The sequence below is a fragment of the Pseudomonas sp. 22526 genome, assembly GCF_052044735.1.
Taxonomy (GTDB): Bacteria; Pseudomonadota; Gammaproteobacteria; order Pseudomonadales; family Pseudomonadaceae; genus Aquipseudomonas; species Aquipseudomonas piscium.
On the sequence record NZ_JBQENK010000013.1, the window covers coordinates 139,037 to 159,704 of the forward strand.

Consider the following 20,668-nt stretch of genomic DNA (forward strand, 5'->3'; position numbering starts at 1 on the left):
GCCTCTCCTGTCTCCGGTCGAATCACTTCTTTATGTAGAACAGCAAACCATGATCAAACCCATGATTTCGCGGCAGCGAGCCCTTGCCGGCTGGTTGCTTGTCCCTCTGTTGCTTGCTGCGTTGCCGGCCGCCTCCCTGGCGCAGGCTGCCGAACACCCGCGCCAGGCCATGCCCAGCGACCTCTGGCGGGTGTACCTGGATGCCCAGCAAAACAACAGCGAACTGGCGGCGGCCCGTGCCGACCAGGCCGCCCGCGCCGAGGCGGTGCCCCAGGCCCGGGCCGGGCTGCTGCCCACGCTGTCGGCCAGCGCCGAGCTCAATGGCACCAGCACCTCCTTGCAACAGCCAAAGCAGGACACTCGGCGCAGTGGCACCAGCTACCAGGCGGTGCTGAACCAGCCGATCTTCCGCGCTGACCGCTGGTTCAGCCTCAAGGCCGCCGAAGCCGAGGACCAGCAGGCCCAGCTGGAACTGGCGGCTGCCGAACAGAAGCTGATGCTCGACAGCGCCCAGGCCTATTTCGGCCTGCTCAAGGCCCAGGACGCCCTGGCGGCGGCCAAGGCTGAAGAAGCCGCGCTCAAGCGCCAGCTGGAACTGGCCGAGAAGGGCTTGCAGCTGGGCCTGTCGGACCGTACCGATGTGCTCCAGGCCGAGGCCGGGCATGACACCGCGCGGGCCAACCGGATCGTCGCGCAGAAGCGCACCGACGATGCCTTCGAGGCCCTGGACACCCTGACGCACCAGCAATATGCAGCGATCCAGGGGGTGCGGCATGACATGCCGGTATTGTTGCCGGAGCCCAACGATGCCCGGCGCTGGGTCGATACCGCGGTACGGCAGAACCTGACCCTGCTGGCCAGCCAGCACGCCCTGGACGCGACGCAACAGACCCTGAGCGCGCGCAAGGCCGGGCACGCGCCGACCCTGGACGCGGTGCTGCGCTACCAGACCGGCGACAACGACAACCTGGGGTACGGCAACAGCGATATCCGTGGCAGCGGCTATGGCGGCAATGTCGAGCAGCGCTCCGTCGGCCTGCAGTTGAACATTCCACTGTTCAGCGGCGGCCAGACCTCTTCCCAGGTGCGCGAGGCCCACCAGCGGATGAATCAGCGCGAGTACCTCAACGACAACCTGCGGCGCCAGGTGGTGGAGCAGACCCGCAACCTGCATCGCGGCCTCAACAGCGGGGTCGACCAGGTCAAGGCGCGGCGCCAGTCGATCATTTCCAACCAGGGCGCGGTGCTGGCCTCGCAGCTGGGTTTCCAGGTCGGCACCCGTAATATCGTCGATGTGCTGGAGGCTCAGCGCCAGTTGTATAACGCCGTGCGCCAGTACAACGACAGCCGTTATGACTACATTCTCGACACCCTGCGGCTCAAGCAGTCGGTGGGAACCTTGTCGCCCCAGGACCTCAAGGCGCTTTGTGATTACCTCAAGGCCGACTACGATCCCGACCGCGATTTCCTGCCGCCGGAGTTTCCACGCCGGCTGGCGGCGCGTTGAGGCTGTCTGTCAGGGCGACGGGCACAGATTCATCAGGTAAAGGGGCGAGGTGTTGCACAGGTTAATGAACGTCTTCGACAGCCACAGAGGGTGGTGCTACGCCCTGGGCGTGGTGATCGCGGTCGGTGCCGCGGTGGCGCTGGGCAACTACTACCGCCTGCAGGTCGAGGACGTCTACCAGGCCAGTATCGAGATGCAGACCCAGGAGTACGCGGCGGATCTGCAGCAGTGGAAGTCCGACGGTTTTGCCATTGGCGCGCTGTCGATCCTGGGGCGCCACAACCCCTCGTTGAAACGGGTGATCCTGGAGCGCGAGCCCTCGGCGGAATTGATGGAGCAGGCGGCGATCCCGTTGAAGACGCTGTCCATGGTGGTGGGCGCCAACCATGCCTTTGTCCTCAATCGCGACGGAGTGGTGGTGGCGGCCCATGATCACCAGGGCCAGGCGCCGCTGGGGCTGAACGTGGCCTTCCGGCCCTATTTCAAGGTGGCGCTCAATGGTGGCAGCAGCGTCTATGGCGCGATCAGCGCCACCACCGGCACCCGCATGTTCTACATGGCGGTCCCGGTCTACGAGTCGCGCACGCGCCAGGACAAGGTGATCGGGGTACTGGTGGCGCGCTTCGACGGCAAGATGCTCGATACCAGCCTGAGCAAACAGTATGGCGACGACCTGAAGATGATCCTGTCGCCCAGCGGCGTGGTGCTGGCCGCCAGCACTCCGGATTTTCTACTCAAGGCCGACCGTGGCTGGTCGCTGCGCGAGTTCAGCGGCGAGATCCGCCGCCAGTTCGGTGACTACCCGTTCGCCCAGGGGGTGCCCGAACGCTTGCCATTCGATGCCCATCAGCCGCAGGTCAAGCTGGATGGCCGGCGCTACAGCCTGTCCCGGGCCGACTTCGACTGGAACGACCCCAGCGGTCCCTGGACCCTGATCACCCTGGGCGACCTGGATGCGGTGCTGCCGGCCGAGCAGGTGCTGCTGATCAAGGGCTTGAGCGCTGTGCTGTTCCTGCTGTTGCTGTGGGGCGGCCTGCGGCGCCTGGCCGATGCCCGACGGCACAAGGCCGATGTGGCGCGGATCGAGCAGAGCGAGCGGCGCCTGGACATGGCCCTGCAAAGCGGGGCGCTGGGGTTGTGGGACTGGAACCTCAGCCTGGGGATCGTCATCAACAACGATGTCTGGCTGCGGATCCTCGGCTACAGCAAGGAGGAACTGGACCAGACCTTTGGCAATGGCCTGGACCGCTGGGCCTGTCTGGTCCATCCGCAGGACCATGAGCCGGTCATGGCCAGGCTCAGGGCGCACCTGAACAACGAAGTCGAGGAGTACCGCGCCGAGTACCGCATGCGCAGCAAAAGCGGGCGCTGGTTGTGGGTGCTGGACATCGGCCGGGTCATGCAGCGCGATGCCGATGGCGCGCCGACGCGGGTCACCGGCGTGCTGCAGGACATCACGCAAGCGGTCGAGGTGCAGCAGTCGATCGTCGACAGCCAGACCAAGCTGCAGTCGATGATCGCCAACATTCCCGGGGTGGTGTTCCGCAGCCTGCCGGACAGCGCGCGCACCATGGTGTTCGTCAGCGATGCCATCGAAGGCCTGAGCGGTTTTCCGGCGACGCATTTTCTCGCCGGGCACAGCTATCGCGACCTGGTCCACCCCGACGACCTGGAGATATTCCAAGGTTGCCTGAACAGCGCCAGCTATATGCTCGAATACCGCATCATCACCGCCAGCGAGGAGGTGCGCTGGGTCTACGACAAGGGCCAGACCATTGTCGTGGACGGGGTGCCGCAGTACCTGGACGGGGTGATCTTCGACATCAGCGAGCGCAAGGCGGTGGAAGCGCAGATCCAGCAATCGCGGCGCGACGCCGAGCTGGCGACCCAGGCCAAGTCGGAGTTTCTCGACAGCATGTCCCATGAGATCCGCACGCCGTTGAACGCGATCATCGGCATGGCCCACCTGGTGCAAGACATGCCCCTGGAACGGGTGCAGCGCGACTACATCGAGAAGATCGACCGCGCGGCGAGGAACCTGGTGGGCACCATCAACGGCGTGCTCGACCTGTCGAAGATCGAAGCCGGCAAGCTGAGCATGGAGCAGGTCTGCTTCGACCTGCGGGAGCTGGTGGACGATGTGTTGCTGCTGGTGCGCCAGCGCGCGGAAGAACAGGCGCTGCAGCTGCGCCTGGACATTCCCGCCATGTTGCCGCGCAGCTATGTCGGCGATCCGCTGCGCCTGGCCCAGGTGCTGACCAACCTGGTGGACAACTCGATCAAGTTCACCGAGGCCGGCCATGTGTGCATCGGCGTGTGCCTGGTGCGCCAGTGGAACGACAAGGCGCTGCTGTGCTTCAGCGTCACCGACACCGGGGTGGGCATCAGCGAGGAGCAGCAGGCGCGGCTGTTCAATGCCTTTGTCCAGGCCGACCTGTCCATCAGCCGGCGTTACGGCGGCAGCGGCCTGGGGCTGACCATTTCGAAAAAGATCGTGCAGATGATGCAGGGCGATATCTGGGTGCACAGCAAGCCGGGGCAGGGCGCGGTGTTCAAGTTCACCGTGCAGTTGAGCCTGCCGCAGCTACGGCCGCAGGAGTTGCCTGTGCCGAGTTGCAGCACGCCGGCCACCCCATCGGTGGCCGGCGCGGCGGGGCTGTGCACGGTCAACGACTACGCACGGTTGCTGGCGGGGACGCGGGTGCTGGTGGTCGAGGACAACCGGCTGAACCAGGATGTGTTGCAGGGCCTGCTGCAGCGCGCCGGGGTCCAGGTGGTGCTGGCCGACAATGGTGCCGAGGCCTTGCAGCGGTTGCTCGAGGACGGTCGCTTCGACGGGGTGCTGATGGATTGCCAGATGCCGGTCATGGACGGCTACGGCACCACGCGCAAGATCCGCGGTTACCCACACCTGCGCTCGCTGCCGATCATCGCGGTGACCGCCAGCAGCCAGGCCGATGTCCAGGGCCGGGTGCTGGCCGCCGGCATGAGCGACCTGGTCAGCAAGCCCCTGGAGGTCACGGCCTTCTATCGGACCCTGGTGCGCTGGATCAAACACCTGGAACTGCCCGCGGGGGAGATTGCGGCAAGCCTGCCCAACGGCGTCTCGACGCCGAGCTACGCGGGCATCGACTCGGCGCTCGGGCTGGCGGTGGTGAACCAGGACCTGGCGCTGCACCAGAAACTGCTGGCGGTTTTTCGCGATGACCAGCAAGGAATCATCGAACGCCTGTGGCGGGCCCATGCCGCTGAGGACTTGCAGGTCATCGGCTTTCTGGCCCACAGCCTGCAGGGGGCGGCGGGCAACATCGGCGCCACGGCGGTCCGGCAGGCCGCCAGGCAACTGGAGGAGCACTGTGCCGGGCAGGCCGACCTGGTGCCCTTGATCCGCCAGCTGGCGTTGTGCCTGGAGCCGGTGCTGGCTGGTCTTGTGTGTTTGCCAGCGGCGGGTGCCGGACCTTTGGTCCGGGAGAACGAAGCGCTGGACAGTGAGCAGGTGCTGAAACTGGAGCGACTGGCCAAGCTGCTGCGCAATCACAATGCGCAGGCCCTGGCGCTGATCGATGAGCTGTGCGAGCAGAACCCTTGCAGCGCCCTGCGGGCCATTCAGGAGCGGATCTACCGGCTGGAGTTCCAGCAGGCCGATGAGCTGCTGGTCGATTTGCGCGCAGCCCAGGGTTAGCGCGCGGTCCGGGTCAGGTCGAGGTAGCGCGCCATCCGGTCCGCGCAGTGCTCCACCAGGCACTGATGCAAAGCCCGCAGCGATTCGGTGATTTGCGAGCGGTGGGATACCACCAGGCTCAGCGGCGCGGCGTCGGCCTGCCAGCCCGGGAGCAGGGGCAGCAGGCGCCCGGCGAGCAGGTCCTCGACCACGTTCAACAGCGGCAGATAGACCACGCCGTGGCCGGCCACCGCCCAGCGCCGAGCGGCATCGCCATCGTCGCAGCAGAAGTGCCCCTGCACCCGCACGTCCTCGATCTGGCCCGGCGCGTGGAAACGCCAGCGGCTCTCCGGCCGGCCAATGCTGTGGCAGATGATGCACTCGTGCTCGCTCAACTGCTCCGGCGATTCGGGCGTGCCATGTTCGGCCAGGTAGCCGGGCGCGGCGCAGGCGATGAAGTGGTGCTGCTTGAGCACCGGCAGTTCCACCAGGTCCAGCGCCAGGCTTTTGCCATAGCGCAGCGCTGCGTCGAAGCGGCCCTTGAGCAGGTCCTCTTCCTTGTCGCTCAGGGCCAGCTTGATATACAGGCGCGGCCGTTGCTGCTTGAGCCGGGCGAGCAGGTCCAGCAGCAGGTTGCGGCCCAGGTCGGAAGACACCGTGAGCTCGAGCATGCCGTCGTCGTGGGTCAATGAGCGCTTGCCGTTGGCCAGGATCTTCAGGGCGTGCTGCGCGCTTTCCAGGTAACGCACGCCCTCGGGGGTGAGTTTCATGGTGCGGGTGGAGCGGGTGAACAGGCGCACGCCGAGACGGTTCTCCAGGCGCTTGAGTGCCAGGCTGGCGGCGGCCGGGGTGATCGACATGATCCGCGCCGCGGGCGACAGGCCCTGCAACTCGGCAATCAGCACGAACAGTTCCAGGTCGGCGAGGTTAGGCATGGGCAAGGCTCACTGTCCGTTCACGGGCCGAAAAAGCTCTGTGACGAACTCAGCAAGGCCGCCGAGAGCGACTCCGGGCTGCAGGCGATGCATTGCTCGAACCCCGGCTGTTGATACATCAGCGCCATGGCCCGGGCATGCCGGCTGGCAAGGTCGCCGCCGGGTTGCAGCAGGCTCAGGTGGTAGTTCAGCGCCAGGGCGAACAGGCGGGCCGAGAACGGGAGATCGAGGTTTGCCGGGCTGCGGTCGCCCTTGAGCAGCGCCTCGGCATGGGTGATTTTCCAGGCGAGGTTGAGGATGCGGTCTTCCGGGTCGGCGTGGGCGAGAATCTCCTCGATCAGCACCCGGCTGTGGGCCAGGGCCTGGCCGATGCTGCTGCCGGGCTGGTTGAGGCCCATCAGGGCCAGGCAGGCGGCGCTGCGAAACGCCGCGGGGTCGCTCTGGGTCACGCCGCTGTCGAGCAGGATCGACAAGGTATCGAGCAGCGCCTCGAGGCGGATCTGCGGGTTGCCGGCCAGCTGCAAGGCCAGGGCGCCGATAAAGCCGTCGCGCATGTCGCTGCCGGCCGAGGGCTCGGCCGCCGGTTGCGGGCTGTGCAGGGGCTTGTCGCGGTACCCCAGTTGCATCGCCACCCGGGCCAGCACCACCGGCGGCGAAATCGGCTTGGCGATGTAGTCGGCGGCGCCGAGCAGCAGGCCCAGGCGCTCGTCTTCGACGCTGCTGCGCGAGGTCAGGAAAATCACCGGGATGGCGGCGGTCGCCGGGTGGCTCTTGAGTTCGCTGAGCACCTGGAAACCGTCCATCTCGGGCATCAGGATGTCGAGGATGATCAGGTCGGGGCTGGCGCTGCGGGCCAGGGCCAGGCCGCGCTCGCTGTTCTTCGCCAGCAGCACTTCATATTCGGTCGTCAGGGTTTTCGAGAGCACGATCAACGACTGCGGGTCGTCGTCGATCGCCAGGAGGGTATAGGGCTTGGGGGCGTGCTCTGCGGGCATGAAGGGGGCGCCTGAACAAGATAGGGCGGCAGTTTATCTTATTTGACCGGCGGGTCGCGCTGGTGCGTTGCCGCAGCCGTCACGGGTAAAAGGTGTAACGATCCTTGCCTGTGTGCTTGGACTGGTACAGCGCCTTGTCGGCCTTGACCAGCGCCTGGTTCAGGCTGTCGCTGTCCTCGACCCGGGCCAGGCCGATGCTGATGGTCACCGGGTGGCGGGCCGGTGCCTGGCGCACCACCTGGCACAGGCGTTCGGCCAGTTGCTCCACGTCGCCGCGCCGCACACCGCACAGGTAGATGGCGAACTCCTCGCCGCCCAGGCGCGCGTAGTCGAAACCGGCCATGACCGTGCTGATGTCCGTGGCCACCCGCTTGAGCACCTCGTCGCCGATGTCGTGGCCGTACAGGTCGTTGACTGTCTTGAAGTTGTCGACGTCGATCATCGCCAGATAGTGGTCATGCTCCCGGGGTTGCGCCGCCAGCTGTTCGCCGGCGCGGGCCATGAACGAGCGGCGGTTGGGGATGCCGGTCAGGGTGTCGTTGTAGGCCTGCTCCAGCAGCAGCTTGGACATGATGTAGGTGTGCAGCTTGGCCTGGCGCAGCTTGATGAAGCTGTAGAGGGTCAGGGCGGTGAGGAACAGGGCGTAGATCAGCAGCATGGCGCCCTTGAGTTCCAGTACCGAGGTCTGGGTCATGATGAACGGGTCGAGCACCACCCAGGTCAGCACGACGGTGGCGAAGAACGACCAGCGCCGCAGGGGCAGCACCGAGGCGCTGTAGAGAATGCTCGAGGCGCCGATGATCAGCCAGTCGGGGCGCAACGCCAGCGGCAGGCCTTCGATCACCAGGCGGATGCCCGCGCCGATGATCAGCACGAAGACCAGGTTGAGCCACTGGAAGTGCCGGACCTTTGTGGTGAAGGCCAGCATGATCGCGTTGATCGTCAGCGCGGCCAGGAACGCCATCGAATACAGGGTGAAGCCCTGCTTGCCGGGGAAGCTGACGATCAGGTTGAACAGCAGCCAGATGCTGATGCTGGCGACGTAGATCAGCAGGCAGAAACCGTGCAGCCGTTCGAAGTCGTACTGGGCGAACTCGGCCTTGAGGGCCGGCGGCGTGGCCTGTTTCAGCACTTGCGCTTCAATGGTCTTGAGCATTGCGGGCCTTGGGCGTGAGCGGGTGGGCGGGGGCGACAAGCCTCCTGGCGAGAGCGCGGACTGCGCAGGGTCCCGGGGCTGAATGAAAGCAGTGGGCGTGGGACTTGTCCAACTGCGGCGGGCGCCACTGTGGGCGTCCTTCAAGGTCCTGGTGCGGTTTGTTTCAAGGTGACGCGGCTTTGGCGGTCAGGTTGCGAGCTTGAGGGCGCCGCCGATACGTAATGGCCACGGTCGGAGTGCGCAGCGTGGGGAGAATGCCGGTCAGCATGCGCAGCGGCAGAGGCCTCGACGAGGCCTCCGCGCCTGGGCTTCAGCCTGGCTGACGCTGTTTCAGCGCTGCATCCTGGGCATTGAAGGTGCGCGCCGCGGCGGCCACTTCCTTGCGCACTATGGTTTTGCCGATCGGCGCCAGGGCGATGCCCGCCAGCTTCAGGTGCTGGATGCCGAAGGGAATGCCGATGATGGTGATAAAGCACAGCAGCGCCGACATCACATGCCCTAGCGCCAGCCAGATACCGCCGAACACGAACCACAGCACGTTACCGATCACCCCCAGGCCGCTGGTGCCGATATCGTCCTTGTTGTTCAGTTCGCGACGGCTGATCGCCTCCTTGCCGAACGGAAAGAACGAGAACGCGCCGATGACGAAACAGGCCCGGCCCCAGGGAATGCCGACGATGCTGATAAAGGCCAGGATGCCCCACAGCCACCAGCACAGACCCATGAAAATGCCGCCGAGGATAAACCAGAGAAAATTGCCGATGGCGCTCATGTGAAGCTTCCTTGTTTGACCGTGAAGGGGGGTGAACAGGCCCCGTGCGAGCCCGTGCAGGTATAGACGCTTATTCCTTGCGCCGGGTCAGACCGGAGACGATCGCCACCAGCAACAGGCTGATGCCCCAGCCGATGAGGGTTTCGAGCCACACCAGAAAGCGGATGCTATGTCCCCAATCCCAGTTCCAGAACTCCAGCCAGGCATTGGGGGAGGGCGTCGTGGTGATCGGTCCCCAATCCTTCTCCTGTTGCAGATCGACCAGTGACAACAGGATGTCCAGCGAATAGGCGCCAGGGCTGAAGCCGGTGTACTCACCACGCAAGGCATCGCAGGTGTACCAGTTGCCGATCCCTGAAGGGATGGGCGTATCGGGCGAGCGCTTTTGCCAGCCTTCTCCATACTCCTTTCGGCAAGTGGTATAGGCGTCGTTCTGGAACACCAGCGGGTTGCTTGGGGCGAACACGTTCTGCTCGACGGCGGCGTACCAGTAGACGGCGGTGAAGGCTAGCCAGATGCCGAGGATCCAGGCCAGCAGGCGCATGGGGCGATAGCCGTAGCCGGTGAGGGCGCCATAAAGCACATGCGGGACAATACCAAGCCAGCGAAATCCCCGAGGCCAGTGAGCCGTTCTCTTGCCCACGGAGCCTACCTCGCGCAAACGCCTCTCGAAGGCGATCCCGACTTCCTGGGCTTCATCGGCATGTCCCATTTCTTCGAGCTTGTGTTTCAGATGCCGCCAGGGTTGTGGGCGAAACCCGCTCTTTTCGCCTTTTGAACCATTGGTTCCCGCAGCAGAGGGTATTTGTTTATCCAGCCAGGCAAGTCGGGTTTTGGCTTTTGCTCCATTACTCAGGAAGTCATAGGTAAACCCGTCCAGTTGCAAACCCTCTCCCCAAGACTGTGCATCATCGGTCAGCGTCCTGACTTTTGTATTGTTGAGAAGGGCTTTTTGAAGGGGGATCGCCAGTCCCTTGACAATTAACGAGCCTGCGATAAATGCGGATTGGGCAATCAGGGCGTAACCGCCCCTACCATCGAGTCGCGCGCCAGTGAAATTGAGCTGACCTCCGATGTTGGCTCCTGAAAGTCGAACGGTACCTTCAGATCTGAAGTCGGTTGACAGATTGACGTTGCCTTTAATGACAGAGCCGTCCATTGCCAATGAGACGTCTTTAACCGCAATGATGCGGCAGGACGTGCAATTCAACTGGCCGTTCAGGGTAATGCCCGCAAGGCTAACGTCACCAATGGAGGAGAACCCTCCTCGCATGTTCAGGTTTCCGCTGATCTGGATGCGGTCGGCGCGTATGGCTGCAAAACCTCGGCCATCGATAGAACTCTCGCTAAGGGTTAATGAACCTTCAATCTTGGCGCCGAGCAGGTTGATTGAGCCGAAAGAGAACAGCTGACGTAGGGAAAGAGAGCCTGCTATTGACACGAGTGGGGCCTGGATTCCTGCCCAGGCACTGCCATCCAGGCTCACTCGACCATCGATGGACGCATTGTTCAAGAAGAGCGTATTGAAGCAAAGGCAGTTTTGCAGCAAGAAGGCGGTAGGTATCTTGCTTGAGCGAAGGTCCAGTATTCCCTCGATGTAAGCTCCCCGGAGCCTTACACCCTGTTCATGCACGATATTTGTCTCGTCCCCTCCCATAATCAGGAAGCGAAGGAAGTCCGCGCGAATGAAGTTTTCCGATGTCGCCTGCTCCGGTCGGTGCGCGCTGAAGCTGGCGACTTTTCCTGAAAGCGTACATCTCAGCAATTTTTGTTCAGCAGGCTTTAAAGGCCGAAAGTCATTCAGCACACGGCTCATTCAGCCACCTCGTCGACTTGGCGCGTGCCGGTAGGCAGCACCTCAACCTGCAAGTCCTTGGCCTGCATGGCATCGCGATTGGCCGCGGTAAAGTCTGGATGAATTCCTGCGACCAGGGTTGATTCGGCAGGGGTAGCCTGTTGTTCGATGCTGCAACCAGCAAGAAGGGACAACGCGCAAAGCGCGAGCAAGGAACGCATAAAAACATCCATGTAAGATCGCCGACCGGCAAAAAAAGTGGCGCTATGCTATCGGCTTGCCGCCCCTGACAAAAGCACAAACCCTGGCTTCCCCACAGGAATAACCGCTTGAAGCTTCTACAGATTGGCCGCGCCCGGTCGACATAGCAGCCTGTGACGTTGCTGGGTCGAGCACTAAATAGTGCGCGCCTCAATCGTCAGTGAAATGACGCATTGAACCCAGCCCCCCCGCACGACTTCCCCCTTTACCCGAGAGTTTCGAACAAATGGAATTGAGCCTGTTGTCCAGTCCATCCCGTCTCATCGCGCCCCGGCTGACGCTGCCGTTGATCCTGGCCGGCGTGTTGTCCCTGGCCGGTTGCCAGACGCCAAAAAGTGCCGCACCGGATCTTCAACCCGCGGCAGAGGCATCGCTACAGCAGAATGCCCAGGCATTCAGCGATCAGTTCAGGGCCTTGATGGTGCGCAATGCCTTTGCCGCCAACAGCCAGGCGTTGGTAGGGACGGTGGACCTGGTGGTGAAGATCAATCGCCGGAACGAGCTGAGTAGTTGCGAGATCCGCCCCAACGCCCACCTGGCCCCGGTCCCGGCCCTGGAAAGCCTGGCCAGGCAGGTGTGCTGGGACAGCCTGTTCCCTGAGGTGCCGGCCGAAATGTACGGGCCTGAGGGGGAGATGGTGATTGTCGCGCCGCTGGTATTTCCGGCCCTCGTCGAGTCCGAAGCTGAGCGTCAGTGGCGAGCGCGGACGGTCCAGGCCTATGCGCAAAGCCGCTTCTTCTGGACGCAGGCCTTGGGCAAGCAGCCCGTCGACAGTATTGGCAAGGCCCATGTGCGGTTTGTCGCCAATGCCCAGGGGCAGGTGCAGGAGTGTCTGGTGAACCTCGATCCGGTTGCCGAACGGCGGGACGCTTTCAAGCTGGATAGCGACCTGCAGGCGCGCCTGACCGCGCAATGCAAGCAGATGAACCTGCGGCAGATGCCCGGCTTCAAGGTGGGCGACAAGGGGCTGGCGCGGGGCAGCGTGCTGGTCGAATACGCGCCGTGGAAGGGCGGCCCGAAACACAACTGATCGCCGTCACAGGGACCTGTAGGAGGAGCCGCTCTCGCGATCCGCGAAGTTGAGGCGGTCAGGTGCAGCACGTTTTCGTTGACGATTTATCGCGAGCAAGCTCGCTCCTACAAGGGGACTGTTGTTCATCAGATATCAGGGATCGACCTGCGCCATCAGTTCCGGGATCGATTCCGGGCGCTTGGCGTAACGCTGGGCCAGCACCGCGCAGACCATCAGCTGGATCTGATGGAACAGCATCAGCGGCAGGATCAGCACACCCATGGTGCTGCCGGCGAACAGCACCTGGGCCATGGGCACGCCGGTGGCCAGGCTCTTCTTCGAGCCGCAGAACAGGATGGTGATGCGGTCTTCCTGGTTGAAGCCGAACAGCTTGCTCAACAGGCTGGAGGCCAGCAGTGCCAACGCCAGCAGCACGCCGCAGGCCAGCACCAGCCCGGCCAGGTTCCACAACGGAATCTGCTGCCAGATGCCTTCGTTCACCGCCTCGCTGAAGGCGCCGTAGACCACCAGCAGGATCGAACCCTGGTCGACGAATTTCAGCCAGTTCTTGTTGCGGCCCACCCAGGCGCCGATCCAGCGGCGGGCGATCTGTCCGGCGATAAAGGGCAGCAGCAATTGCACGCTGATCTTCACAATGGCATCCAGGGTCGAGCCGGCATCGCCGTGCACATTCAGCAGCAGGGTCACCAGCAACGGCGTGAGGAAAATCCCGAACAGGCTGGACGCCGCGGCGCTGCAGATCGCCGCCGGCACATTGCCCCGGGCCAGGGAGGTGAAGGCAATCGCCGACTGCACGGTGGCGGGCAGGGCGCAGAGGTAGAGCATGCCCAGGTACAGCTCATTGCCGATCAGCGGCGACAGCAGCGGCTTGAGCGCCAGCCCGAGGATCGGGAACAGCACGAAGGTCAGGCTGAAGATCAGCAGGTGCAGGCGCCAGTGGCCGGCCCCGGCGATGATCGCCTCGCGCGACAGCTTGGCGCCGTGGAGGAAGAACAGCAGGGCGATGGCGGCGTTGGTCAGCCAGCCGAAGCCTAGCGCCACCTGGCCGCTGGCGGGCAGGAAGCTGGCCAGCAGCACCACGCCGATCAGGGTCAGGGTGAAATTGTCGGGCAAAAGACGGGAGCGGCTCATAGCGAAATCATCCAGGGGTTGCCAGGGCGGTGGGCCGACTCTAACGTGATGGCGGACTGCCGACTAACGCCAATGAGCCAGTAAATGCCGCCTAAAGGACATGAAAAGATCGTCCGCCGCAGTATTCCCGGTCTGCCGAGCCTGCCGCGACCGGTGTACGGGCGCACCGAATCCCTGCCCAATCGGGCCCTGACCCGGCGCCACAGCCACCCCTGGGTGCAGTTGTCCTACGCCATCCAGGGCGTGCTGGAAGTGCAGACCAGCGCCGGGCGTTTCATCGCCCCGCCGCAGCGGGCGGTGTGGATCCCGGCCGGCATGCCGCACAAGGTGTTCAGCTCGCCGCGCACCGAAATGCGCAGCCTCTACCTGGATTGCCGTGTCACCGCCTGGGCCGGCGCGACCTGTCAGGTGCTGGCGGTGAGCAGCCTGCTGCGCGAATTGATCCGCGCCTTCAGCGAGCTGCCGGTGGAATACGCCGAAGACGGCGCCGACGGCCGCCTGGCCCAGGTCCTGCTGGACCAACTGGCCGCCGCCCCGCAACTGGACCTGATGCTGCCACTGCCCCAGGACCCGCGCCTGCGGCAGATCTACCGCAGCCTGCAGTCGCACCCGGACCAGCCGACCACCCTGGGGCAGTGGAGCGAAAAATTGGGGGTGACAGAGAAAACCCTGAGCCGCCTGTTCCTGCGGGACACCGGCCTGACCTTCCGCGCCTGGCGCCAACGCCTGCGCCTGCTGGGCGCCCTGACGCCCCTGGAGCAAGGCGAGCGGGTGACAGACGTGGCGCTGGCCTGCGGCTACGACTCGACCTCGGCCTTTATCGCGGCGTTCCGCCAGCAGTTCGATGCGACGCCTGGGGAGTTTTTTCGCTAGTGCTCGTTCCCTGATACTTCTCGTCTGCTCTCAAGGTACTTGTCTTCACAAAGGTGCTATTTTGAGTGCTCTTAACAGCACTCGTGAGAGCACTCCATGACCCATGTCCTTCTGTCCAACGTCGTTGCGAGCATTTCCGAGCTCAAGAAAAACCCCATGGGCACCGTTGCGGCCGGTGGCGGTTCCTCCGTGGCTATCCTCAATCGCAACGAACCGGCGTTTTACTGCGTTCCGGCCAAGGAATACGAAGCCATGATGGAGCGCCTGGAGGATATGGAACTGCTCGCCTTGTGCCGTGAGCGAGAGAATGATCCGACCCTCAAGGTTTCGCTCGATGACTTATGAGCTGGAGTTCTCCGAGAAAGCCTGGAAGGAATGGCAAAAGCTGGGCCCCACGCTGAAAGAGCAATTCAAGAAGAAGCTGCAGGAACGACTCGTCAACCCCCATGTCCCGGCCGATCGCCTGAGCGGCTTGGGCAATGCCTACAAAATCAAACTGCGCACGGCTGGCTACCGCCTGGTGTATCGGGTGGTGGATGAGGTGTTGGTGGTAACGGTCATTGCCGTGGGCAAGCGGGAGCGGGGGAGTGTTTATCAGCAAGCCAGCAAGCGTTAGCCAGCCAGGAGAAGTTCCAGATGCAGCCCAGACTGTTTGCGATGGCCAGTGGTTATCTATGCCTGGAGTTCGATGCGTACGGTAGCGAACTCAGGCGCTCGGTGTGCACCTATCTGGTGGATGGATTGGGGTTCGGGCGCTGCGGTGAGGTCGTCGATGGCTGGGACGAGGGTATCGCTCAGTCTTTTTGCCTGGGTGAAGTGGTGCTTGAGGCCGGCTGGAGTCATTGGGCAGATGGGGATTACCTGCAATCGGTTTCCCCTGCGGGCGATGAATTGTTACGGCGGCTTTTTGCGGCGATTGGGCCTGATCTTTTGTTTCGACCACTGTAGCGGCTGCCGCACCCTCGATCCTGGATGCGGCGCCTGTTCACCCAATGGGCGGCCACCGACGGTTTACCAATACCTGCCTTAAGCCAACGTCAGCCGCTCAGCCCTGGCCGGCGCAGCCACAGCCAGCGGCGCAAAGCTGTGGGCCTGAGCCATGTTCCACATACGCGCATAGAACTCCGAGCTGATCGGCCGTTGCAGCAGCTCGCCCGGTTCGAGGAACACGTGGATCTGCGAGAACAGCCGCACCTCGGTGGTGGTCAGGCGCCGTACCAGGTGCTTGGCCTGCAGCTGCGCCGGGTGGTCGAGGCCGGCGGCGCTGAGCATCTCGCCGAGGGCGACCAAGGTGTTGCGATGGAAGTTGTGCACCCGCTCGGCCTTGTCCGTGACCTGCAGCGCTTTCTGGCGCAGCGGGTCCTGGGTGGCGACGCCGGTGGGGCATTTGTTGGTGTGGCAGCTTTGCGACTGGATGCAGCCGATGGCGAACATGAAACCGCGCGCGGCATTGACCCAGTCGGCGCCGATGGTCAGTACGCTGGCGATGTCGAAAGCACTGACCACCTTGCCGCTGGCGCCGAGCTTGATCTGTGAGCGCAGGCCGGCGCCGACCAGGGTGTTGTGTACGAACAGCAGGCCCTCGCGCATGGGCATGCCGATGTTGTCGGTGAACTCCCGGGGCGCGGCGCCGGTGCCGCCTTCCTTGCCGTCGACCACGATAAAGTCCGGCTGGATGCCGGTCTCGAGCATGGCCTTGACGATGGCCATGAACTCCCAGGGATGGCCCACGCAGAACTTGAAGCCCACCGGCTTGCCGCCGGACAGGTTGCGTAGCTTGACGATGAACTCCAGCAACTGGATGGGCGTGCTGAACTGCGAATGCCGCGCCGGCGACACGCAGTCATGGCCCATCTGCACGCCGCGGGTCTGGGCGATTTCGGCGGTGACCTTGTGTTTGGGCAGGATGCCGCCATGGCCGGGCTTGGCGCCCTGGCTGAGCTTGATCTCGATCATCTTCACCTGCGGATGGCTGGCCTGCTCGGAGAAGCGCTGGGCATCGAAATGGCCGTCCAGGGTGCGGCAACCGAAGTAGCCGCTGCCGATTTCCCAGATCAGGTCGCCGGCGAACTCCTGGTGATAGGGGCTGATGCTGCCTTCCCCGGTGTCGTGGGCGAAGCCGCCGAGCCTGGCGCCTTTGTTCAGGGCGCGGATGGCGTTGGCGCTCAGCGCGCCGAAGCTCATGGCCGAGATGTTGAACACTGAGGCGCTGTAGGGCTGCCGGCAGTCCGGCCCGCCGACCACCACGCGGAACTGGCTGGGGTCACAGGCATCGCCCGGGACCATCGAATGGCTGATGAACTCGAAGCCCGGCTGATAGACGTCGGCCAGGGTGCCAAAGGCTTTTTCCGCGGGCTGGTTCTTGGCGCGGGCGTAAACCATCGAACGCTGCGAGCGGGAGAAGGGCAGCTTTTCGTCGTCGCCTTCCAGCAGGTACTGGCGGATCTCCGGGCGAATCGACTCGATCAGGTAGCGGATATTGCCGATGATCGGGTAGTTGCGGCGCACTGCATGGTGGCTTTGCCGCAGGTCGTTGAGGCCGATGAGGCTAAGTACCCCGGCCAGGACAATCAGCCCCTGGCCCCAGAGGCTGGCGGGCCAATACAACAGGCCGAATACAGTAATGACAAGGCAGAGGGTCAGGGTCGCGTAGCGACTCAACAGCGATATTTTCATGATCTTTCCTTGGGCAAATCGCAAGACATGGGGGGCAGGCGAGCAAGCAGGGCGGGCTCAGTCCGAGTTACGAATCTGCTGGTAGCGCTCCTGCAGTTCCTGGCGCTGTTGTTTGCGCAGCAAGCCCTGGGCGTAGCGGCGTTTTTCGATGGCGGTTTCCGGCACGAAGGCGCGCACCGGGTGCGGGCGCCCGTCGGGGTCGACGGCGACCATGGTGAAGTAGCAGCTGTTGGTATGGCGCACCGTGCGCTCGTGGATGTTCTCGGTCATCACCTTGACCCCGACCTCCATCGAAGTGCGCCCGGTGTAATTGACCGAAGCCAGGAAGGTCACCAGTTCGCCGACATGGATCGGCTCCTTGAAGATCACCTGGTCCACCGACAGCGTGACCACATAGCGCCCGGCATAGCGTTTGGCGCAGGCGAAGGCCACCTCGTCGAGCAGCTTGAGCAGGGCGCCGCCATGCACGTTGCCGGAGAAATTGGCTTTGTCGGGCGTCATGAGCACACTCATGCTCAGTTGATAACTGCCTGGTTCCATGGGTGACCTCATCAGTAATCGATGCTGTCCGGATAGGCAGGCTAGAGCCCCGCGGACAGCATTTGGCTGGAGACCGGAGGGTAATAAGAAGTCTTGATAGTTAGCTAGCTATCTTTTGCAATGAGCTGTTGTGGGGATTGCAATAATGAGTGGGGAGGGGCGATACCTAGCGCTTGTCATTCACCGTCGAGCGGGGAATTGAAGTTGCCTGAGGGATAGGGATCAGAATTTTGAGAATGGCCTTAAAGCCTGGAGCGTCGGTCTTCAGTAGGGGGCTGCCTGGTCAAAGTCAGCCCCGAAAAAAGCATGCGTAGATGAGCGGCTACGTACCCAACGGACCAAAAACCAAGCCAGCAAAGATTTGAACGATGGGGCGCTACGGTAGCGACTGTTTCTTTGCATGACACCGGCCTGTAGGAGCGAGCTTGCTCGCGATAACGTCCGCGCTGGCGCTGCCGTTTTTGGACGGTGTCATAGGTAGCCAAAAAAATTGAATGCAGGATCAATAGTGATAGCGACGGATTGCTTGTTCAAGACAGAAATCCGTCTTCGGAGGATTGTCCACGAGCCGCGCAACAATGAAGAGCTTGTCGACATCATCGACCATGTGTCGCATGTAACAGTTGACCATTCGATAGCGTTCTATGGAGAAATAGGTGTTCATTATTTTGATTTTTTCGTCCATATCACCGTCATCACCTACGGCGCCACTACCTGGCCCGAAAACATTGTGGCTTTCAAATAGTAGGTAGCCACCCGGCTTTAGAAACGACACCAGGCGCTTCATGTAGTTTTCAAACCCCATATTGAGGTTGCCATCAATGGTGTGATGATTGGAAAACGACAGCACTACATCAAATTTTTTATCTGTGGCAAATACCGAAAAATCGCTTTCTATAAACTCTATATTGTCGCGCTTCAAATAACGCGCGGTATCCTTCGCCACTTTATTGAGAAAAGGGTTGAGTTCGACGGCGGTCACGGATTTCGCCAGTCGCGAACAATATACTGAGACAAAACCGCAGTTGCTGCCGATGTCCAGTACGTCTGCGCCCTTCAATTCTTCATCAATGGCGTATTGCTTGAAGCGAAAGCCCGTAGGCTTCAGGCCTGTGATTCCCAGTTCTTCCAAGCCCTGATAGAAATATCCTTGGCTGTATTGTTGCTTCTTTGGCCAGTTCTTCTGCTGCTCCTTCAAATGCCCGCGCAAACGCTTCTGGATGAAAAGCGTGCCTTTGAAGAGCCCCTTCCAGAAATCAAAAAATGAAAGCCTGATGCTGTATGGAATTTCCATTGATAACCCTGAAATAAGACGTCGATACTGGTGAGCCTTCCATCCTATCGGCCGCAGGTGGATTCACATTAGGCGGGCAGCCTGAACAAAAGCGTGGTCATCACGACCAGCCTCAGCTTCTCGGAATGGTCGAGCGTATTTGACGACGCCAAGATGACCACGGCGTTGCTGGATCGGCTGACACACCACTGTACCCACGCTTTCGGTTTGGGCACCTTTGGACCTCGTGGGCTTTTGGCTATCTGCTTAGGCTGGATATTTCGAGCGAGGGCTAACAGGCGCTGAGCCAAGCCTTTCAGGGGGATGACGGGTAAATGTTCTGACGGCAAAGCGATCTGCAGGCCCTCATAACCACTTCTGATCTGTAACGCCAAATGTGATCACTGCTTCAGTAGGAGCGAGGCTTGCCCGCGATGGCGTCCGTGCTGGCGCTGCATTTTTTGGACGGGTACATATCCATTCCTGCGGTCACGGCCACTTATGGTTCCGCCCTTACGGCGGGTCACTTTTGGCAAACGCCGGAATGCCGGCCCAGCAAAAAGTAACCAAAAGGTCTCGCCCCACCATTCGGTGCCTCGCCTAGGCTCGGCATGCCCTCACTCCGGTCCTGCTCCGGGGGCCGCCGCCATCGGCCATCCCTGGCCGAGGGCGGCTACCTCGGCATCCCTGCCGAGGTGCCCCCTGCGCAAGACCTGCGTTTGGCCTCTGGGAAAGGGGCGGGCAGATCAAGAGCAAGATCAAAAGCCAAAGCCAAAGCCAAAGCACAGCAAGAGCAAAGGCCAAGGCGGTTCGGTTAAGGCTCTGGCAGCTCCATCGCCCGTTGTTCTGCCACGTGCAACACGTCGCATCCGTCCTGCAACAACAAGGTTGCCACGCTGGAGAAGCGCATCAGTTCGAGGTCATCGGCGTTGCGGCTGGTCATACCGGACACGCTGTCCAGCATGTCCCGGGCAGCGCGGATACGCAGGCCGGCGTAGGTCAGCAGGTCAAGCAAGGGGGCTTGAGGGTTGATAAAGGCGACGGGGTGGTTGGTGGTGTTGGAGGAGGTGAGAGGTTGGAAATCCATAACGGTGACGCTCCATGAAGGAAGTTTAGGGTGTGCTCATGGAGATTCGGACGGCCAAATCCGGTCGCAGCGTTGGGAGCGACGAAACGGAATATAGGAGGCGTATAGCGGGGTAACAAGCTTGGAGGGCATGTTTACACCAGATACAGAAACGCCTTACACGAGCCGTCATTAATGGCTGAATTAATGGGGGGAGCAGCATTTATTTCAGGCCTGTTCTCTATCTCTTTGGTTCCAGATGTGTTGCCTATCCTCTGTTATCCCTCTCTTTCCCATGGCACACTCTTCGTGAGTTTTCCGTTGTTGTATATTTTTATCCGTTATAGCGGAATAAGTGTCTCCTGGAATTACGAGAAGCACCTTTTTAGGAACGGCTTATTCTGCTCAACCTTCCCTTTACTTAGGAGAACACCCCATGAGCATCACTCGCTACGGCACCGGCAGCACCGCCGGCGGTGGCCAGCCTCGTCCTTTCGCTCGTGCCGTTGAGGCCGATGGCTGGTTGTATGTGTCCGGCCAGGTGCCGGCACTGGATGGCGAAATTATTCATGGCGGGATCGTTGAGCAGACGCATCAGACGATGCGCAATGTGGTGGCGATTCTGGAGGAGGCGGGGTACGGCCTGGAGGATGTGGTGCGGGTCGGGGTGTGGCTGGAGGATCCGCGGGATTTCTGGAGTTTCAACAAGGTGTTCGGTGAGTACTTCAAGCCGGAGCATGCGCCGGCGCGGGCCTGTGTGCAGGCCAGCATGATGGTGGATTGCAAGGTTGAGATTGATTGTGTGGCGTACAGGAAGAAGGGCTGATTTGCGGCGTTTTTGTAGAGCGCCTGTAGCCGCTGCCGAGCCCCAGCGAGGCTGCGATCGACCGCAACGCGGGCGCATGGGTTTCAATGTCGCCGCGTCCCCTTCGGGGCCGATCGCAGCCTCGCCAAGGCTCGGCAGCGGCTACAGGGATAGGTGCAATGCCGGGGC

Annotated in this window: 19 protein-coding genes and 2 pseudogenes; 9 read left to right on the plus strand and 12 right to left on the minus strand. The window is 62.3% G+C overall.

Going from position 1 to position 20,668, the window contains the following annotated elements:
- Positions 1–49 precede the first annotated feature (49 nt).
- Both ACTJKT_RS20330 and ACTJKT_RS20335 read left to right on the plus strand, forming a co-directional pair.
- Complete coding sequence (locus ACTJKT_RS20330) at positions 50–1,507, plus strand: TolC family outer membrane protein (protein ID WP_440788328.1); 1,458 nt, start codon at positions 50–52, stop codon at positions 1,505–1,507.
- Positions 1,508–1,571: 64 nt separating this feature from the next.
- Positions 1,572–5,189 (plus strand): PAS domain-containing protein, encoded by a 3,618-nt coding sequence (locus tag ACTJKT_RS20335; RefSeq protein ID WP_440788329.1) that lies wholly within the window; start codon positions 1,572–1,574, stop codon positions 5,187–5,189.
- Here ACTJKT_RS20335 and ACTJKT_RS20340 read toward each other — a convergent pair.
- The 6 genes from ACTJKT_RS20340 to ACTJKT_RS20365 all read right to left on the minus strand — a co-directional run bounded on the left by ACTJKT_RS20340 (position 5,186) and on the right by ACTJKT_RS20365 (position 11,042).
- Complete coding sequence (locus ACTJKT_RS20340; RefSeq protein ID WP_169914230.1) at positions 5,186–6,103, minus strand: LysR family transcriptional regulator; 918 nt, start codon at positions 6,101–6,103, stop codon at positions 5,186–5,188. The genes ACTJKT_RS20335 and ACTJKT_RS20340 overlap by 4 nt on opposite strands.
- Before the next feature lie 20 nt (positions 6,104–6,123).
- Positions 6,124–7,098: a response regulator gene (locus ACTJKT_RS20345; protein WP_440788330.1), complete on the minus strand. Its 975-nt coding sequence runs from the start codon at positions 7,096–7,098 to the stop codon at positions 6,124–6,126.
- A gap of 79 nt (positions 7,099–7,177) precedes the next feature.
- On the minus strand, positions 7,178–8,254 hold the full coding sequence (locus tag ACTJKT_RS20350; protein ID WP_440788331.1) for a GGDEF domain-containing protein: 1,077 nt from the start codon (positions 8,252–8,254) through the stop codon (positions 7,178–7,180).
- 310 nt (positions 8,255–8,564) lie between these two features.
- Positions 8,565–9,026 carry a YccF domain-containing protein gene (locus ACTJKT_RS20355; protein ID WP_009044436.1) on the minus strand — a complete coding sequence of 154 codons (462 nt, stop codon included), beginning with the start codon at positions 9,024–9,026 and terminating at the stop codon, positions 8,565–8,567.
- 70 nt (positions 9,027–9,096) lie between these two features.
- Positions 9,097–10,842, minus strand: coding sequence for a hypothetical protein (locus ACTJKT_RS20360; protein WP_440788332.1), 1,746 nt, complete (start codon positions 10,840–10,842; stop codon positions 9,097–9,099).
- Positions 10,839–11,042, minus strand: a complete 204-nt coding sequence (locus tag ACTJKT_RS20365; protein ID WP_440788333.1) for a hypothetical protein — start codon at positions 11,040–11,042, stop codon at positions 10,839–10,841. The genes ACTJKT_RS20360 and ACTJKT_RS20365 overlap by 4 nt, the downstream gene beginning before the upstream one ends.
- A 281-nt stretch (positions 11,043–11,323) precedes the next feature.
- Between ACTJKT_RS20365 and ACTJKT_RS20370 the strand changes: the two genes are divergently transcribed.
- Positions 11,324–12,112, plus strand: coding sequence for a hypothetical protein (locus ACTJKT_RS20370; protein WP_440788334.1), 789 nt, complete (start codon positions 11,324–11,326; stop codon positions 12,110–12,112).
- Positions 12,113–12,247: 135 nt separating this feature from the next.
- Here the strand turns inward: ACTJKT_RS20370 and ACTJKT_RS20375 are convergent, their stop codons facing one another.
- On the minus strand, positions 12,248–13,246 hold the full coding sequence (locus tag ACTJKT_RS20375) for a bile acid:sodium symporter family protein (protein WP_440788335.1): 999 nt from the start codon (positions 13,244–13,246) through the stop codon (positions 12,248–12,250).
- Between the two features lie 84 nt (positions 13,247–13,330).
- Here ACTJKT_RS20375 and ACTJKT_RS20380 point away from each other — a divergent pair, with 84 nt between their 5' ends.
- The 4 genes from ACTJKT_RS20380 (at position 13,331) to ACTJKT_RS20395 (ending at position 15,067) form a co-directional block, all read left to right on the plus strand.
- The gene (locus ACTJKT_RS20380; protein ID WP_440788336.1) at positions 13,331–14,119 is read left to right on the plus strand and encodes an AraC family transcriptional regulator; all 789 of its coding nucleotides are present in this window, start codon (positions 13,331–13,333) and stop codon (positions 14,117–14,119) included.
- Between the two features lie 96 nt (positions 14,120–14,215).
- Complete coding sequence (locus ACTJKT_RS20385) at positions 14,216–14,464, plus strand: type II toxin-antitoxin system Phd/YefM family antitoxin (protein WP_440788337.1); 249 nt, start codon at positions 14,216–14,218, stop codon at positions 14,462–14,464.
- On the plus strand, positions 14,454–14,735 hold the full coding sequence (locus tag ACTJKT_RS20390; RefSeq protein ID WP_081360541.1) for a type II toxin-antitoxin system RelE family toxin: 282 nt from the start codon (positions 14,454–14,456) through the stop codon (positions 14,733–14,735). The genes ACTJKT_RS20385 and ACTJKT_RS20390 overlap by 11 nt, the downstream gene beginning before the upstream one ends.
- Before the next feature lie 20 nt (positions 14,736–14,755).
- On the plus strand, positions 14,756–15,067 hold the full coding sequence (locus tag ACTJKT_RS20395; RefSeq protein ID WP_440788338.1) for a hypothetical protein: 312 nt from the start codon (positions 14,756–14,758) through the stop codon (positions 15,065–15,067).
- 78 nt (positions 15,068–15,145) lie between these two features.
- On the opposite strand, the gene ACTJKT_RS20400 is transcribed toward ACTJKT_RS20395, so the two are convergent.
- The 3 genes from ACTJKT_RS20400 to ACTJKT_RS20410 form a co-directional block, all read right to left on the minus strand.
- Complete coding sequence (locus ACTJKT_RS20400; RefSeq protein WP_440788339.1) at positions 15,146–16,795, minus strand: FMN-binding glutamate synthase family protein; 1,650 nt, start codon at positions 16,793–16,795, stop codon at positions 15,146–15,148.
- A 57-nt stretch (positions 16,796–16,852) separates the two neighbouring features.
- A complete protein-coding gene (locus tag ACTJKT_RS20405) occupies positions 16,853–17,335 on the minus strand; it encodes an acyl-CoA thioesterase (RefSeq protein WP_009049637.1) in 483 nt (160 codons plus the stop codon).
- Positions 17,336–17,837: 502 nt separating this feature from the next.
- Positions 17,838–18,629 carry a class I SAM-dependent methyltransferase gene (locus ACTJKT_RS20410; protein ID WP_210687966.1) on the minus strand — a complete coding sequence of 264 codons (792 nt, stop codon included), beginning with the start codon at positions 18,627–18,629 and terminating at the stop codon, positions 17,838–17,840.
- Between the two features lie 90 nt (positions 18,630–18,719).
- Here ACTJKT_RS20410 and ACTJKT_RS20415 point away from each other — a divergent pair.
- Positions 18,720–18,821 (plus strand): annotated as a pseudogene (locus tag ACTJKT_RS20415) (ATP-binding protein); the annotation flags it as partial.
- Here ACTJKT_RS20415 and ACTJKT_RS20420 read toward each other — a convergent pair.
- Positions 18,818–19,006 (minus strand): annotated as a pseudogene (locus tag ACTJKT_RS20420) (IS4 family transposase); the annotation flags it as partial. The pseudogenes ACTJKT_RS20415 and ACTJKT_RS20420 sit on opposite strands and share 4 nt — an antisense overlap.
- A gap of 416 nt (positions 19,007–19,422) precedes the next feature.
- Positions 19,423–19,695 (minus strand): hypothetical protein, encoded by a 273-nt coding sequence (locus ACTJKT_RS20425; RefSeq protein WP_440788340.1) that lies wholly within the window; start codon positions 19,693–19,695, stop codon positions 19,423–19,425.
- A 415-nt stretch (positions 19,696–20,110) separates the two neighbouring features.
- On the opposite strand from ACTJKT_RS20425, the gene ACTJKT_RS20430 reads away from it, so the two are divergent.
- The gene (locus tag ACTJKT_RS20430) at positions 20,111–20,500 is read left to right on the plus strand and encodes a RidA family protein (RefSeq protein ID WP_009044426.1); all 390 of its coding nucleotides are present in this window, start codon (positions 20,111–20,113) and stop codon (positions 20,498–20,500) included.
- Positions 20,501–20,668 lie beyond the last annotated feature (168 nt).

Excerpts from the sequence above, each read along its gene's own strand:
- ACTJKT_RS20330 (WP_440788328.1), top strand. The coding sequence starts at position 50 with ATGATCAAACCCATGATTTCGCGGCAGCGAGCCCTTGCCGGCTGGTTG.
- ACTJKT_RS20335 (WP_440788329.1), top strand. The coding sequence starts at position 1,572 with ATGAACGTCTTCGACAGCCACAGAGGGTGGTGCTACGCCCTGGGCGTG.
- ACTJKT_RS20340 (WP_169914230.1), bottom strand. The coding sequence starts at position 6,103 with ATGCCTAACCTCGCCGACCTGGAACTGTTCGTGCTGATTGCCGAGTTG.
- ACTJKT_RS20345 (WP_440788330.1), bottom strand. The coding sequence starts at position 7,098 with ATGCCCGCAGAGCACGCCCCCAAGCCCTATACCCTCCTGGCGATCGAC.
- ACTJKT_RS20350 (WP_440788331.1), bottom strand. The coding sequence starts at position 8,254 with ATGCTCAAGACCATTGAAGCGCAAGTGCTGAAACAGGCCACGCCGCCG.
- ACTJKT_RS20355 (WP_009044436.1), bottom strand. The coding sequence starts at position 9,026 with ATGAGCGCCATCGGCAATTTTCTCTGGTTTATCCTCGGCGGCATTTTC.
- ACTJKT_RS20360 (WP_440788332.1), bottom strand. The coding sequence starts at position 10,842 with ATGAGCCGTGTGCTGAATGACTTTCGGCCTTTAAAGCCTGCTGAACAA.
- ACTJKT_RS20365 (WP_440788333.1), bottom strand. The coding sequence starts at position 11,042 with ATGCGTTCCTTGCTCGCGCTTTGCGCGTTGTCCCTTCTTGCTGGTTGC.
- ACTJKT_RS20375 (WP_440788335.1), bottom strand. The coding sequence starts at position 13,246 with ATGAGCCGCTCCCGTCTTTTGCCCGACAATTTCACCCTGACCCTGATC.
- ACTJKT_RS20380 (WP_440788336.1), top strand. The coding sequence starts at position 13,331 with ATGCCGCCTAAAGGACATGAAAAGATCGTCCGCCGCAGTATTCCCGGT.
- ACTJKT_RS20385 (WP_440788337.1), top strand. The coding sequence starts at position 14,216 with ATGACCCATGTCCTTCTGTCCAACGTCGTTGCGAGCATTTCCGAGCTC.
- ACTJKT_RS20390 (WP_081360541.1), top strand. The coding sequence starts at position 14,454 with ATGACTTATGAGCTGGAGTTCTCCGAGAAAGCCTGGAAGGAATGGCAA.
- ACTJKT_RS20395 (WP_440788338.1), top strand. The coding sequence starts at position 14,756 with ATGCAGCCCAGACTGTTTGCGATGGCCAGTGGTTATCTATGCCTGGAG.
- ACTJKT_RS20400 (WP_440788339.1), bottom strand. The coding sequence starts at position 16,795 with ATGAAAATATCGCTGTTGAGTCGCTACGCGACCCTGACCCTCTGCCTT.
- ACTJKT_RS20405 (WP_009049637.1), bottom strand. The coding sequence starts at position 17,335 with ATGGAACCAGGCAGTTATCAACTGAGCATGAGTGTGCTCATGACGCCC.
- ACTJKT_RS20410 (WP_210687966.1), bottom strand. The coding sequence starts at position 18,629 with ATGGAAATTCCATACAGCATCAGGCTTTCATTTTTTGATTTCTGGAAG.
- ACTJKT_RS20425 (WP_440788340.1), bottom strand. The coding sequence starts at position 19,695 with ATGGATTTCCAACCTCTCACCTCCTCCAACACCACCAACCACCCCGTC.
- ACTJKT_RS20430 (WP_009044426.1), top strand. The coding sequence starts at position 20,111 with ATGAGCATCACTCGCTACGGCACCGGCAGCACCGCCGGCGGTGGCCAG.